Raw genomic sequence first — 14,218 nt, 5'->3', positions numbered from 1 at the left:
CTTCGTATCATCGTCTTTTTAGTAACGGAGGTGCCACACAGGAATTCTCCTCGTGGCACCTTTTCACGTCTCATTTATTCCGAAACTCATGAGGAGTCAAGCGAAAATGCTCTTTGAACACCTTGATGAAATAGGCAGTGTTCTGGTAACCTAGTTCGGCTGCGATATCCTGAACTTTCTCGTTTGAATGATTCAACAGGTACACGGCTCGTTCCATACGGATTCGAAATAAATAGTCTGTGACGCTTTCTCCGGTTTCCTGACGATAGATTTTAGCGGCGTAGGAAGGATGAAGGTAGATGTGTTCGGCCAAATCTTGCAGGGAAATGCCTTCGGACAAATGGTCGTCGATATATTCCCTTATTTTCTTGACCAGTTGAGTGCGACCGTTCTGCAGCTTGAGATCGCTGTCTTCTTGAATAAGGGCTAAAGTGCCGAACGCCCAGCGATTTAATTCAAGCGCGGAAGCGAACGGTTTGAGATGGAGCGCTCCGGTCAGAGTATGGCCGGGAGCGACGTCGGACAGTGTTTTGTCGCTTTTGTGCAGAAGATGAAGAAAGGATTGCGCAATCATAAAATACGCCTCAAGCAAGTGCTCCTGCGAATGGCTCCAATCCGCCTGCAGTTCGTCGAAGATGCCTGCCAGCTTGGCTCTAGCGTCATCCCATCTTCCGGCTTCGAGCATATGGAGGAGCGACGGCGGCTCGTACAAGCTGCGCAGGGCGCCTGTATCGGCAGCTTTGATCGGCCCCGGTGGAATAAAGCAATCGCGATCATGGCCGACCGTCTGGAGCAGCGTAGAGACGAGCGATTGATACGTTTCCGAGATGCGCTGCGGGAATGCGTCCTCCGCACTCAGAATAAGGGACACTCTGCCCTTTAAATACGTTCGGACGCAATGCTGAATTTCCGGCCCGAGTTGGTTGATGAGCTGCGTTTGGTGCAAGGGGCTGTCGGCGCACAGCAGGAACACGAGGTAGTCGTGCTCGTCCTTGCAATGCCACAGCTTGAACTGAGCCCCCAATATTTCGCTGACGATGTTGATGACGGCATATTCGTACAAGGAGCGATCCTGTATATTTTCCGTGCTGAACTCTTCCTCCAACCGGACGAGCAGCAGGCTGTAATTGCCGCCAAGGTCATAGGGGAGCTCAAGCTCTTCGAGCTTGTTCTTCAATTCGTCGTCTGTGTATTTGATGCCCCGGATCAGATCGAACGCCAGCTTTTCCCGCAGTAAGACAAGGTTTTCCTTTAACGTCCGGGAAGCCTTCGTATAGGAGCTGATCTCCATCCATCTTGAATCCACGGCGGACACCGCCTTGCGAACGGCTTCCTCCAGCTCCCGGAAATCGACCGGCTTCACAATATAGTCGACAGCCTGGCTGGCTACGGCTTGCTTGGCGTAATCGAATTCTGCGTAACCCGACAGCACGATGCATGCCGTGTTGCTGCGGGTCGCCTTGATGCGCCGAATGAGCTCCAAGCCGCTAAGTCCCGGCATCCGGATATCCGTAATGACGATGTCAATGGCATGCTTGTCGAGCAGTTCGAGCGCCTCATACCCATCGGCCGCCGTGAAGACGGCGTCGATGCCCAACGCACCCCAATCGACAACTTCAACGAGCCCTTCGACAACCGGCATTTCATCATCCACGATAAGCACTTGATGCATGTGCATATCCCTCCATTTCTTTGTTCCATCGAATCACGACACGCAGCCCGCCAAGAGGCGAGGTTTCCACCGTCAATCCCGAGTCTCCCTTGAACTGATGGGACAACCTCTGGTGAACATTCCAGACGCCGAGTCCCATGGATGCATGCGGTTTTTTTAGTTTCAGACGCTCGTTCATGCCGGAGATCCCTTCCTTGTCCATGCCGATACCGCTGTCCTCGACAATAATGACGTAATGTCGCTCCTCTTGCACACCTTTAATGCGAATGACGCAAGGGCCCGGTTTATGATCCACGCCGTGAATGACGGCATTTTCCACCACGGGCTGCAGGGTAAGTCGGGGTAAACGCGCCGTCTGCATAGATGCAGGAACGTCCAACTCGTAGTGCAAGCGCCGCATGCGCAAGCTCTGAATCGTCAAGTAGTTCGCGATCATGCTTAACTCCTCTTCCAATGTCGCCGCCTGTTCCTCCAGTCGGGTCGTATAACGGTAATAAGAGCCGAGGTTTAAGATCATGGCCGACACGGCTTCTTTGTCTCCGCGTTGGTTCATGACATGCACGAAATTTAAGCAGTTGTACAGAAAATGAGGATTGATCTGCGCTTGCAATTGCTTAAGATGCGATTCGCGCGAGCGCAGCTGTTCCTGGTATACATTTTCGATTAGCGCCTGAATCTGCTCGGCCATTTGGTTGAACTGGATGTGAACGATCCCGAATTCGGTATGACGATCCGTAGAAATCCGCGTCGTATAATCTCCTGTTTTCATCTTCTGAAAGCTGCGAAGGAGCTGCTTGAGCGGAATGCGAATGTTGCGATACAATGCAGCGACCAGAATAATGTTGCCGATGAGCAGTATGGCGACCGAATAATAGAAGATTTTCTGGTTGGCTTGGATCGGTGCGATAATCGTCTCAAGAGGCATATAGTCGACCGCCTGCCAGCCCAGATTATTGGAGCGGACGTAGAATAAAGAATATCTTTTGCCGTTCAGCGACACGATCCGATTGCCGCTGCTCCCCAGCTCCTGTCCCCGCAACTGCTCAACAAGCTCCGCGACAAGCGCTGCCTCTGACGTGGAGTTGGGGATAATGCCGGAGTCGGCTGCATAGAGAAAAGGGTCTCCCCGACTTTGGCTCTTGAATTCATCCAGCATTCGGACCAGATTCGTGCTGGAAAAAGTCGTAGTCATGATGAACCCTTTGTCGGAGTTGTAAATTTTTTTGAGCGGATCGGCGATTGAAATGGAGAAATCATATTGGTTTTTCGCGCCGCTCTGTCGATAATGCCAGGTTGCGTCGACAGCGTTAGCGGACGTAGGATCGTGGAGGGAGCCATAAGGAATCGACAGTCCGTTCTGCGGGAATACCAGCATGATTTTGGGGTCCCAGTTGCTTGCGACGCTTTGCAGCCGCAGCTTTTCATCTGTTTTTTTGATCATGGCTGCGCGTTCGGAGGCTTTCATCATATCGAGATTTTTCAGCAGGGAAAAATCGGGGTCGGACATAAGCGTAACGGAGTTCAAGGCCAACTGATCGATCGTCGTTTCGAGCTGGCTTGCGAAGAAGTTCAGCCGGTTTAGCGTCGCGCTCCGGATTTCATTCTCTACGACCCGAATGCTGACTCGATTCGAGTAGCTGTGCAGGATCAGAATCGGGATAAGCATGGCGACAATCCAGAAGACAAGCTTCTGGAACGAGTTAAACTTCATCATCGGGTTGGCGTCTCCTCTGCTGTCGAATAAGAGAGTCGGAACAAAATAAATCTATGGTTGTAACAATAGCACATCTGAAGTTCACATGGTTCTATCCGTACCGGTAAATCCGCAAATCAGATTGAATAGTTATACTTTTATCCTCGATCTTATATTTCGGGCTGCCGATTTCCGGGGCTAGAATGAGGGAGTACCAACCACAACACGGAAGGGGTAACAAAATGAAACTCAAGAAACAATCGATCTCTATTGCCATCGCGACGACCCTGCTGCTCTCGCTGGTAACGGCATGTTCGTCCTCCGGCAACGACGGGACAAGCTCGCCAACGAACGAACCGACGGCGAGTGCAACTGCGCAGGCCAGCGCCAGCGAAGAAACCGGCAGCGGCACGAACGGCAAGTTCGATCCGCCGGTTACGATTAATACCGTGGGGTGTGTGGTCGGAACGGAGCTGTTCAAAGGGGACGAAACGCAGGAAAACAACGTTGCGACCAAGTGGGCCAAGGAAAGCCTCGGCATCGACGTGAAGTACATGTGGATGACGAAGGAGGATCAGTGTTCATCAAAAATCCGTCTGGCTCTGTCATCCAATGAGGCGCTGCCGGACGTGCTGTTTACATACGATCAGCAACTGGTCGCAGATCTCACACAGTCCGGAAAGCTGATGGACCTCGGCGAAGCGTTCGACAAGTATGCCTCGGACGAATTCAAGTCGTCGCTAAGCGATGCCACGCTCTGGTACAAAGGGATGAAGGACGGCAAACGGTACGCACTGCCGGTTCTTGAGTCCAGGCACCAGAATGAGCCCTTGTTCTGGTTTCGTGAAGATTGGCTGAAGAAGCTTGAGTTGCAGGCGCCGAAGACGATCGAGGATTTGGAGGCGGTAATGGACGCCTTCGTCAATCGAGATCCCGACGGGAACAACGAGAAGGATACGGTCGGCATTTCCCTCGGCTTTGCCAATGGCTTTAATCAGAACATGGCGGATACGAGTTGGCTGTTCGGAGCGTATGGCGCGATGCCCGGCTTCTATATCAAGGGGGCGGACGGCAAGCTTCTACGGCTCGACGCAGCCCGGAGCGAAGCAGGCGCTCGCCAAACTGCGCGATTGGATGCAGAAAGGCTATGTCGGCAAGGACGCTTTCTCGCAAGGCGGAGGCGAAGCGGCGGCGCTCGTAACCAATGGCAAATCCGGCATTCTGCCCGGCCCATATTGGCAAATCGTGTGGCCGATCCAGGACGTGGCGAAGATCAATCCGGGAGCGGAGATGAGGGCGCATTCGGTTCCATCCGCTGCGGATGGAACAATCGGATTCAGAGGAATCGGCGTCGACAACAGCTTTGTTGTCGTAAACAAGGATTTCAAGCATGTTGACGCGCTATTCGTCTATTTGAACAAGCTGTACGAAGGCATGAACTTCATTCCCGGCAGCGAGTTCGCGAACGGATTTTTTGAAGGATACGACTACGTGATGCAAGACGGGAAGCCGGTGTATGACGGGTCCAAGGTGGAAGGCGGTCTTCTGGACATCCGCCGCAACTTCATCGTGCCGCCTCCGGCGAATGCCGACGCATTGTTCAACAACATGGTCAAGCTTCACTCGGGCGTCGAGCCGACAACGCCTGCCGAGATTTATGCGTCGGGTGCTTATCCGAAGGAAACGTGGGAAGCGGCAGCGCTGCTCGATCAGGTGAAGGATCGCGCCATCTATAACCAGTTCAAAGGCGTGCCGACTCCAACGATGCTGACCAAAGGCGACTACTTGTCCAAGCTGGAAAGCGAAACGTTCAGTAAAATTGTGTTTGGCGAACTGCCGATCGATGCGTTCGACAAGTTTGTTGAAGACTGGCAAGCTGGCGGCGGCGAGCAAATTCTCCAGGAAGTCAACGCCTGGTATGCGTCCGTAAATCCGTGAGGCGGTAACGATGAATTCACAAGCAAAGAAAGCCGCCCGCTGGAATTTCAGCAGAACGTGGCCGCTGCACCTATTGTTGCTCCCAGCCTTGCTGCTGGTTATCCTGTTCAACTACTTGCCAATGGGCGGCTTGGTCATCGCTTTTCAGGATTACAAGCCGTGGACAGGCTTCGCCAATTCGCCATGGGTCGGCTGGGACAACTTCCGCCTGCTGCTCGACCGGCCCGATAGTATACAGGTCATCCGAAATACGGCTGTCATCGCGATTGCCAAATTGTTGTTCAGTTTAGTCGCATCCGTCCTGTTCGCGCTGCTGCTGAACGAAGTTCGTCAGCGCTTCTTCAAGAAGGCGGTGCAGACGATCGTATACTTGCCGCACTTTATTTCATGGGTCGTCCTGTCGGGCGTGCTGATCGACGTACTGGCAGTCAAAGGCATTGTGAACGGATTGCTCCAGGATCTGTTCGGGATCGAGCCTGTGCTGTTTCTGGCCAACGGCGACTGGTTCAGGATTACGATTGTCGTGTCCGATATTTGGAAGGAGTTCGGGTTCGGCACGATCGTGTTTCTGGCCGCGCTCGCCGGCATTAACCCGTCGCTCTATGAAGCGGCGGAGATGGACGGGGCGAGCAGGCTGAAGATGACTTTGCACATTACGCTGCCGGGGATTCTGCCTATGATCATCGTCGTGTTCACCTTGTCGCTGGGCAACGTGCTGAACGCAGGCTTCGATCAGATCTACAATCTGATCACTCCGCTCGTATACGGCAAAGGCGATATTATCGATACGTTCGTGTACCGTACGGGAATTCTTAGCGGCCAGATGAGCTTCGCCACGGCGGTCGGTTTATTCAAATCGGTAATCGGGTTTGTTCTTATCGTCGTCTCTTACCGCTTGGCCTACAAATTCGCAAGATACACCATCTTTTAGATTCGGAGGCCGCTGGGGTGTTTTACAAAAATAAATCTTACCGCACGTTCTATTGGTTTAATGCCGTACTGCTGGCGCTGATCGCCTTGGTGTGCGTGCTGCCGCTCGTTCACGTCTGGGCTGTATCGTTCAGCTCCAGCGCGGCGGCGAACGCCAATATCGTCACCTTATGGCCGATCGACTTCACAACGGACGCTTATCTGAAAACGTTGGCCAATTCGAACTTCGGCAAATCGATTATCGTCACCGTACAGCGCACGCTGCTAGGTACGGCGATCGGTATGGCGATTACGGTGGCAAGCGCCTATTCGCTCTCGAAACCGGCGAATGAATTCAAAGGCCGGACGTTGTATGTGTGGTTGTTCGTGTTCACGATGCTGTTCAGCGGCGGTCTGATTCCGGGATATATTTTGATCCAGAAGCTGCACCTGATGAACACGTTGTGGGCGCTGCTGCTCCCTGGGTTCGTGAGTGTATGGAATATGATTTTGATGTTGAATTTCTACCGCGCATTGCCCAAAGAGCTTGAGGAAGCGGCATTCATGGACGGGGCCGGCTATATGAGAGTATTGTGGAGCGTTTACTTGCCGATTTCGCTGCCTGCCATCGCTACGCTTAGTCTGTTTACGATGGTTGGGCACTGGAACGCCTGGTTCGACGGGTTGATCTACATGACGCAATCGGAGAGATGGCCTCTGGCCACGCTGCTGCAATCGATTATCGTGGGCGCCGATTTTACGCGAATATCGCTGAATCCGTCGGATTTGGTGAACATTTCCGAACGAACGGTCAAAGCCGCGCAAATCTTTATTTCATTGCTTCCGATTGTGGCGGTGTATCCGTTTATTCAAAGATATTTTGTGAATGGCATCGTCATTGGCGCAATTAAGGAGTAACCGCGCGACGTCATCAAGCTAGGAGTTTGCAAGAGACGGAAGCGAATAGGGATAAGGAGGGAATACGATGGGAAAACACAAAGTAGAATCGGCCGAGTCGCATAATCAGGAGCAGGAAAAAGGGCTAATCAGCAGGCGAAAGCTGCTCGCTTCATTAGGGATGGCGGGCGTAGCGCTCGCTTCGTCGGGGCTGATCGCCGGGTTGCCGACGAAAGCCTATGCAGCTTCGCCGGACAACCGCGCGAAAGTAAAAGACCTGATGAATCAGAATTTGGTCGTGACGACAACGGTAGCCGCATTAAGAGCGAATACGCAGCCAGCCGCCGAGCTCGTTTATTTTGTGAAAGACTCGGGCATGGAAGGCATGTTCTACTACAATGCCGCCGATACGAGTACCCAGGATAATACCGGAACGGTGCTGGTCTCGACCTCCGGAGCAAGGTTTAAACGAATTTTTGACGGACCTGTGCACGTAAAATGGTTCGGAACGAAAGGGGACGGAGCGACAGACGATACGGCCTCGATCCAGAATGCGCTCGCGTATTGTGAAGACAATCGTTGCCCTTTGCATTTTGCGAGCGGCACCTATCTCATTACGGCCTCCCTGCTGATTGAATCTATTGACATTGTCGGGTCGCCCGGAACGGTGATTAAGAAGGGCGGGGATCATACCGCTGCCTTCCACTTATTCCTATGCGGCGGAGAATCCGTAACGATTCAGAATGTGATCTTCGACGGCAACCGGGACAGCTTGCAGAGTCACTGGAGATTTAAAGGCGACCAGTTCGATTTCAAAACCGTCAACATCATCAACAACTATGCAGCGATCAAGTCGTATGCCGGGAACACCTTGATCGACAATTGTTTGTTCCGCAATATTCATGGAGACGGTTATTTTGGAGAAGGCAATCATACCGTTTTTATCAGAGAGAGCCGGTTTGAGAATATTGCCCAGAATGCCGTCTGGACATGGAATTGCAAGAACGTACACGTGCATGACTGCCACTTCCACGATATTGGCATCTTGCCGGAGCAGTTCTATGTAGAGGGCGCAGCCGCCAGCTTCTCCGGTACGGATAAATGGAATCACGAGTATGGCGACGGCGTTTATTGTTTTGCGGAAAAAGGGACGGTCGCTAACAATTCCTTCATTAACATTAACAGAATTGCGATTGTCGGCGAGCGGTTTACGGCGATTGAGCCTGAAATGACAGTGTCGGGCAATGTGATCGAGCATAACCATCCCCGCTTGCGATGCAATAATCCGGCTTCGAGCATGTGGATGGAGCATGTCAAAAAAGCGACGATAACCGGGAATACGTCCCGTTTTATTCAGCGCGATGTGCACGAATTGATCGTATCGGATATTACGCTTGCGGTGAATCCGTTCGAGCGGTCGGAGTATACGGTAACGGGGAATATAAGCGATAGCTCCGGGTTTAACAGGGCGCACGCAAGCTCCTATGTCGTATGGACGACTCCGGGGATGAGCTGTACGATTTCCGGCAATATCATTCGTTCGAAATCCGATCAGGGCATCCTCATTGGCAACGCGAACGCCAACAATTTGATCATCAGCAATAACGATATTATCAATTTTAATACGGAACCGTCGGCCTGCATCAAATTGGTGCAGGGGGGCACTGGCCCGTTTTGCAAAAATCTCATCATCAAAGACAATACGCTCAAGCAAGCCAGCCATTCGGATCAAGGCAAATTTTATAGCGTCGCATTCGCTCATAACGATCCCATAGATTTGACGGACGCTTCCGCGATGGTTTCGGGCAACAACTTCAACGGAGGGAAGCTCTATATCGCTGCATCGGCGATAGAAGCCTTATCGATAGAAGCGAATCGGAATATGGAACTGATTGAGATGCGAGGACAGGACGGCGCCAACAAGCTGATCATTCATGATAACGACGTGAATGACATCGTGTTAAACCCGTTGACCGGCTCGAATAAAAACGCTTTTATTACCAACAACTATTTCAAAAGTATGTATGTGAATGGAATAGACGATATTTTCATTCAAAATAACCTTATCCGAACATCCAGCAACGGGATTTACATTCAAAATTGGCCGTATTTGAATCATCTGATTCGCATCGTCGGCAATACGATTGACTTGTTGGAGCCATTCGCCAAAGGAATCTATCTGGACAACGTGAATGGAGAAGACGCAAGGATGACGGTAGTCTGCCAAAATGTGCTGCTAGGGAACGATAAGGCGTCAACCGTCGGCATTAAGTGGTCGTCCCCCGACACTGTCAATACTCCGCTGTTCTCTAGCAATATATTTGACAGAGTAGCAGCGGAAGTTGAGAGATACTAAAATCCGGCTTCACAGAAAACGACTGAAAAGGATTGGTGATTCATGAAGGCTCAAGCAAGCCTCCTGCTGCGTCGCGGCTTAACAGGAATGCTCATCTTGCTGCTGCTTGCCGCAGGATGGCCGACCTCGCAAGCGTCCGCAGCTTCTGCCTCCAGCATTGCGGCTGGCAGAGGGCCGCATGCCGTTGCCGTCAATTCGGCGACGAACCGGGTCTATATCGCCAATGCCGACAGCGACAGCGTGACCGTGCTGGAGGATACAGGTGGCGGTGGCGTTGTCGCGGTGGCGAATGTTGCGACGGGAACAACGCCCTATGCGGTGGCCGTGAACTCGCTGACGAATCGAATTTATGTGGCGAATGCGGACAGCGATACGGTAACCGTGATCGACGGCGCAACGAACAGCACCATAGAGGTCGAGACGGGAAGCCTGCCGATGGCGATAGCGGTCAATCCGGCGACGAACAAGATTTATGTCGCGAACCTGGGCAGCGATACCGTTACAGTCATTGACGGGGCCGCTCCCGGTACGAATACGTTAACGGTGCAGGTCGGGGAAAGTCCGTTCGTTCTGGCGATTAACGAAGCGGCGAACAAGATTTATGTGGCGAATGTGGACGACGATACGTTGACAATCATCGACGGCGCAACCAACAGCGTCTCCGCCATCTCGACTGGAGCCGGCCCGAACGCCTTGGCGGTCAATCCGTTAACAGGCAGCGTCTATGTGGCCGACTTCTACAGCAACACCGTCACGGTAACGGATGGGACAACGCGCTCTACGCTGAATGTAGGCGTTACGCCGACAGCGGTGGAAGTCAACCCGGCAACCGGCATCATTTATGTGGCCAATACAAGCAGCAACAGCGTAACGGTGATTGACGGCGCTACGCATAGCCTCTCCACAGTAGCGGTCGGGGCCGGACCTGCTGCGCTTGCGGTGAACGCGCAGACGAATCAGATTTATGTCGCGAATTATCACAGCAACGATGTGACGGTGATCGATGGCGCGAGCCTGACAACTTCCACGATCGCGGCGGGAAGGAATCCGATTGCGGTCGCCGTGAATGCGGAACGAAGCAGCGTGTATGTGGCGAACTTCAACAGCGATGAAGTGACCGTGATTTCGGAGGAGCAGCGAGCCGCGGCCGCGGAGTTGGGCGCGTTATCCGTAAGCGCAGGAAATCTGAGTCCCGCCTTTGATCCGGGCGTTCATAGCTATACGGTGCATGTGGGACTTGAGGTCGAGCAGATCATCGTAACTGCGGACACCTACGATACAACTGCGAGCTTGTCGGTCAACGCGCAAGTGTACGGGAATCACGCGGAAATTCCGGTGAGCCTGCAGCCGGGAGCCAACGTGCTGCCGATTGTCGTTCATGCGGCGGACGGGCTGACCAGCCGGAGTTATACGGTAACGATCTACCGTTCCGACGATGCCGCTGCGGAATCGAATGCCGACCTGAGCGGGCTGAGTGTCAGTCGAGGCGTGCTGCAGCCTTCGTTTGATCCGGACATTCTGACTTATTTCGTTGAAGTCGGACATGCCGTTTCCAACATCCAGGTGACAGCGGCTGTTTATGGTCCGGCGACATCGTTGCTGCTTAACGGGCAACCGTACAGCGGCGGGGTTTCGAGTTCAATCGGTCTGCATACCGGCGTCAACCCGGTGATTCTGGTTACGACGGCGCAGGACGGTTTAACGAGCAAGATCTACACGGTAAACGTGAGACGAGCCCAAGCGCCGATTACGGACAACCCTTCGCCGACGCCGGGTACAAGTACGCCGGGGCAGACGGGCGAAGTAAAGCCGGAGCTTAAAGACGTGATTGAGACGGCGAGCGGTGCGACGCTTACCGATCAGGCCGCAACCCTGCAGACGACTGAAGGGCCGGGAGGCCAAGCGGAAGCGACCGCCATGCTGCACACGGATGCGCTGACGAAAGCGCTCGGTATGTTGCAAGGAAAAACGGCGGGGTCACAAACGATCACGTTTGAATTATCGGGTGCGGAAGCGATTCGCAAGGTCGGGATTCCGGCTGCATGGCTTGTTGCCGCAGCCGACGAGAATCGGAACGCCGTTATGGAGATCAAGACGGCGAACGGCCGCTACACCTTGCCGCTCAACTTCCCGACGTTAACTGCGCAATTGAAGCAGCTTGGCGGGAAGCTGGACAACGCCGCTGTTTTCCTTACGATGGAGACGATCGCAGGCGCAGCCAAAGACCGGATCTCCAAGCAGGCCGAAGCGGCCGGCATGACGCTGATCGGAGACATCATGGACTTCACCCTGCGCATCGAGACGAACGGCAGCAGTCAAGTATTCACCGACTTCGGGCGTACGTATGTGAGCAGAAGTATCCTTACGGCGGGCAATGCCCTTCATTCTGCGCAGACGACGGCAGTCAGGTTTAATCCGCAGACCGGAGCGTTCTCCTTTGTGCCTTCCACCTTTACGCTCGGGGGCGCAGAGATGAATATTTTCCACCCAGGGAACGGTCTGTACGCGATTGTGCAGTCGAAGCAGTCCTTTGCCGATCTGCAAGGCCACTGGGCGCAAGCCGATGTGGAGCTGCTTGCTTCTAAACATATCGTTAACGGACGTACGCTAACGGACTTTGCTCCGGAAGGCAAGGTGACGCGTGCAGAGTTTGCCAGCCTGATCGTTCGTGCACTGGGGCTTGAGGCAGAATCGGCTTCTGTTGGTCATACCTTTGCAGATATTGCGGATACCGACTGGTTTGCGGGCGCCGTCCGCACAGCGGTAAAGGCGCAAATCGTCACCGGCTTCGGGGACGAGACATTCCGGCCGAACGATACGATCACAAGAGAGCAGATGGCTGTGATGCTCTCCCGCGCGTTAGCATTTGTGGACAAACCGATTGCCGTAACAGGAGAACTACTGCCTCTCACGGCTGGATTCCAGGATCAAGCTGCAATCAGCTCTTGGGCGCAGGTCGCGGTAGCGCAAATGGTGAAGTCTGGCGTCATTACAGGTATAAACAGTAAGCGGTTTGCGCCTCATGATTTGGCTACTCGCGCACAAGCGGCGGTTGTGATCAAGCGAGTGCTGCAAACGGCTGGGTTCATCAACTAAGAGGAGGCGAATCGCCATGATGGGAATTGGGCCTACGGGTATCGTGATGATCGTGCTGATTGCTCTGCTGCTTTTTGGTTCCAAGAAGCTGCCGGAGCTGGGGCGGGCAGTTGGTCGAACGCTGCACGAATTTAGAGCGGGAACGAAGCCGCTGATCGAGGAGTTGGACGTAGCTGACAAGCAGGAGCCTCGGGCAATTGATGGCGAGAAACGGCTGTAATTCAGGCGCAGTGTAACGAGTTATAGTAAGCTAGGCGCGGAATAACGAGAAGGGAAAAAGCGGTTGCCGGATGGATCGGGCCGCTTTTTTCTTGAACGTGGGACCCAGCGGGGCCGTGTATGGCAACGGTGTGTTGTTAGGTTCAGATAAACTTGTCGCTCTATGATCTAGACCAATAGGTTGTGCTTTAGCGGCGCAGCCGGGGGCGCTGAGGAACGGAGGCCAAAAAAGTGCCTCGCTGGCGGACTGGCGGGAGCGTGGAGGCCAAAAAAGTCCAAAAAAGTGCCTCGCTGGCGGACTGGCGGGAGCGTGGAGGCCAAAAAAGTGCCTCGCTGGCGGACTGGCGGGAGCGTGGAGGCCAAAAAAGTGCCTCGCTGGCGGATTGGCGGAAGTGTGGAGGCCAAAAAAGTGCCTCGCTGGCGGACTGGCGGGAGCGTGGAGGCAAAAAAGTGCCTTGCCGGTGGCCGGACGGGAGTGTGGAGGCAAAAAAAGTGCCTCGCTGGCGGACTGGCGGGGGTGCGGAGGCAAAAAAAGTGCCTTGCCGGTGGCTAGGTGAAACAGACAGACTCGGGAGGTGGACAGCTTGGCCATAGCTGCAACAGAAACGCAACAAGACTATAGCCATGGCGATGGAAAGGCCGAAGGCAGTTTGATGTCTTTGTTTGATCATTTGAACGAGCTGCGCAGGCGGTTGATTTATGTACTCCTTATGTTAACGATCGGCCTTGTTATTGGCGTGGTGTTGGCCAAGCCGGCGTACAACTTTCTGATAGATCGGCATACTGCCAATGCGATAGCTTTACATGCGTTTTCGTTGTGGGACGGCATCGGCATGTACATGAAATTCGCTTTTGTTATTGCGATGATTGTTACATTCCCGTTTACGATTTATCAATTATGGGCGTTCGTGAAACCCGGACTGAGCAAGAATGAACAGCGTTCTTCGCTTAAATATGTGCCTTTGGCGCTAATGATGCTGTTGCTCGGCCTTGCTTTTTCCTATTTTGTCGTATTTCCGCTAGCATTTGATTTCACAAGAATGGTGGCAGGGCAGCTGGAGCTGCAAGAAACCTATGGCATAGCCCAATACTTCGCGTTTCTGTTCCATATTGTGATTCCGATTTCACTTTTGTTTGAGCTGCCGCTTGTGATTATGTTTTTGACGGCGATACGTATCGTTAATCCGATAAGGCTGCGCAAGATGCGAAGAGTCGCCTACTTTGTCATGGTGGTAACGGGGGTAACGATTACGCCGCCGGATTTTATCTCGGATATATTGGTCTCTATCCCGCTCATCGCCTTGTATGAGCTAAGTGTATGGCTGTCCGGCACGATCTATCGCAAGCAAGTGGAGACGGATAAGCGATGGGAAGATGAACTCGGATGAACTTGGCAATCCATCGTCTGCGTCTATAACAGGTGTCGTAAAAATCCGTG

At 53.2% G+C, this 14,218-nt stretch carries 10 protein-coding genes; 8 read left to right on the top strand and 2 right to left on the bottom strand.

Features of this window, described 5'->3' with window-relative positions; all coding sequences use genetic code 11:
- Positions 1-70 precede the first annotated feature (70 nt).
- Both DFP98_RS02550 and DFP98_RS02545 read right to left on the bottom strand, forming a co-directional pair.
- Positions 71-1,672, bottom strand: a complete 1,602-nt coding sequence (locus DFP98_RS02550; protein WP_181917444.1) for a response regulator — start codon at positions 1,670-1,672, stop codon at positions 71-73.
- Positions 1,647-3,386 carry a sensor histidine kinase gene (locus DFP98_RS02545; protein ID WP_116058996.1) on the bottom strand — a complete coding sequence of 580 codons (1,740 nt, stop codon included), beginning with the start codon at positions 3,384-3,386 and terminating at the stop codon, positions 1,647-1,649. The genes DFP98_RS02550 and DFP98_RS02545 overlap by 26 nt, the downstream gene beginning before the upstream one ends.
- Before the next feature lie 221 nt (positions 3,387-3,607).
- Here DFP98_RS02545 and DFP98_RS02540 point away from each other — a divergent pair, with 221 nt between their 5' ends.
- The 8 genes from DFP98_RS02540 (at position 3,608) to tatC (ending at position 14,168) form a co-directional block, all read left to right on the top strand.
- The gene (locus DFP98_RS02540) at positions 3,608-4,762 is read left to right on the top strand and encodes an extracellular solute-binding protein (RefSeq protein ID WP_181917443.1); all 1,155 of its coding nucleotides are present in this window, start codon (positions 3,608-3,610) and stop codon (positions 4,760-4,762) included.
- Complete coding sequence (locus tag DFP98_RS38840; RefSeq protein ID WP_181917442.1) at positions 4,656-5,303, top strand: type 2 periplasmic-binding domain-containing protein; 648 nt, start codon at positions 4,656-4,658, stop codon at positions 5,301-5,303. The genes DFP98_RS02540 and DFP98_RS38840 overlap by 107 nt, the downstream gene beginning before the upstream one ends.
- 10 nt (positions 5,304-5,313) lie before the next feature.
- A complete protein-coding gene (locus DFP98_RS02530; protein ID WP_116058993.1) occupies positions 5,314-6,234 on the top strand; it encodes an ABC transporter permease in 921 nt (306 codons plus the stop codon).
- A 17-nt stretch (positions 6,235-6,251) separates the two neighbouring features.
- Entirely contained in the window at positions 6,252-7,130 is an 879-nt protein-coding gene (locus DFP98_RS02525) for a carbohydrate ABC transporter permease (protein WP_116058992.1), read from the top strand.
- A gap of 67 nt (positions 7,131-7,197) precedes the next feature.
- Positions 7,198-9,465 carry a right-handed parallel beta-helix repeat-containing protein gene (locus tag DFP98_RS02520; RefSeq protein ID WP_116058991.1) on the top strand — a complete coding sequence of 756 codons (2,268 nt, stop codon included), beginning with the start codon at positions 7,198-7,200 and terminating at the stop codon, positions 9,463-9,465.
- 42 nt (positions 9,466-9,507) lie between these two features.
- A complete protein-coding gene (locus DFP98_RS02515) occupies positions 9,508-12,561 on the top strand; it encodes an S-layer homology domain-containing protein (RefSeq protein ID WP_116058990.1) in 3,054 nt (1,017 codons plus the stop codon).
- 16 nt (positions 12,562-12,577) lie between these two features.
- A complete protein-coding gene (locus tag DFP98_RS02510; protein WP_116058989.1) occupies positions 12,578-12,781 on the top strand; it encodes a twin-arginine translocase TatA/TatE family subunit in 204 nt (67 codons plus the stop codon).
- Positions 12,782-13,433: 652 nt separating this feature from the next.
- The gene (gene tatC, locus DFP98_RS02500; protein ID WP_116059278.1) at positions 13,434-14,168 is read left to right on the top strand and encodes a twin-arginine translocase subunit TatC; all 735 of its coding nucleotides are present in this window, start codon (positions 13,434-13,436) and stop codon (positions 14,166-14,168) included.
- Positions 14,169-14,218 lie beyond the last annotated feature (50 nt).

This window comes from Cohnella phaseoli (assembly GCF_003386235.1).
In the GTDB taxonomy this organism is placed as follows: domain Bacteria; phylum Bacillota; class Bacilli; order Paenibacillales; family Paenibacillaceae; genus Cohnella; species Cohnella phaseoli.
The sequence above is the reverse complement of the archived record's forward strand: the minus strand, read 5'-3'. Positions and strand labels throughout refer to the sequence as shown.

Bases quoted from the DNA above. Each gene is read 5' to 3' on its own strand.
- DFP98_RS02520 (WP_116058991.1), top strand. From the start codon at position 7,198: ATGGGAAAACACAAAGTAGAATCGGCCGAGTCGCATAATCAGGAGCAG.
- tatC (WP_116059278.1), top strand. From the start codon at position 13,434: ATGTCTTTGTTTGATCATTTGAACGAGCTGCGCAGGCGGTTGATTTAT.
- DFP98_RS02515 (WP_116058990.1), top strand. From the start codon at position 9,508: ATGAAGGCTCAAGCAAGCCTCCTGCTGCGTCGCGGCTTAACAGGAATG.
- DFP98_RS38840 (WP_181917442.1), top strand. From the start codon at position 4,656: ATGAGGGCGCATTCGGTTCCATCCGCTGCGGATGGAACAATCGGATTC.
- DFP98_RS02550 (WP_181917444.1), bottom strand. From the start codon at position 1,672: ATGCATCAAGTGCTTATCGTGGATGATGAAATGCCGGTTGTCGAAGGG.
- DFP98_RS02540 (WP_181917443.1), top strand. From the start codon at position 3,608: ATGAAACTCAAGAAACAATCGATCTCTATTGCCATCGCGACGACCCTG.
- DFP98_RS02545 (WP_116058996.1), bottom strand. From the start codon at position 3,386: ATGATGAAGTTTAACTCGTTCCAGAAGCTTGTCTTCTGGATTGTCGCC.
- DFP98_RS02510 (WP_116058989.1), top strand. From the start codon at position 12,578: ATGATGGGAATTGGGCCTACGGGTATCGTGATGATCGTGCTGATTGCT.
- DFP98_RS02530 (WP_116058993.1), top strand. From the start codon at position 5,314: ATGAATTCACAAGCAAAGAAAGCCGCCCGCTGGAATTTCAGCAGAACG.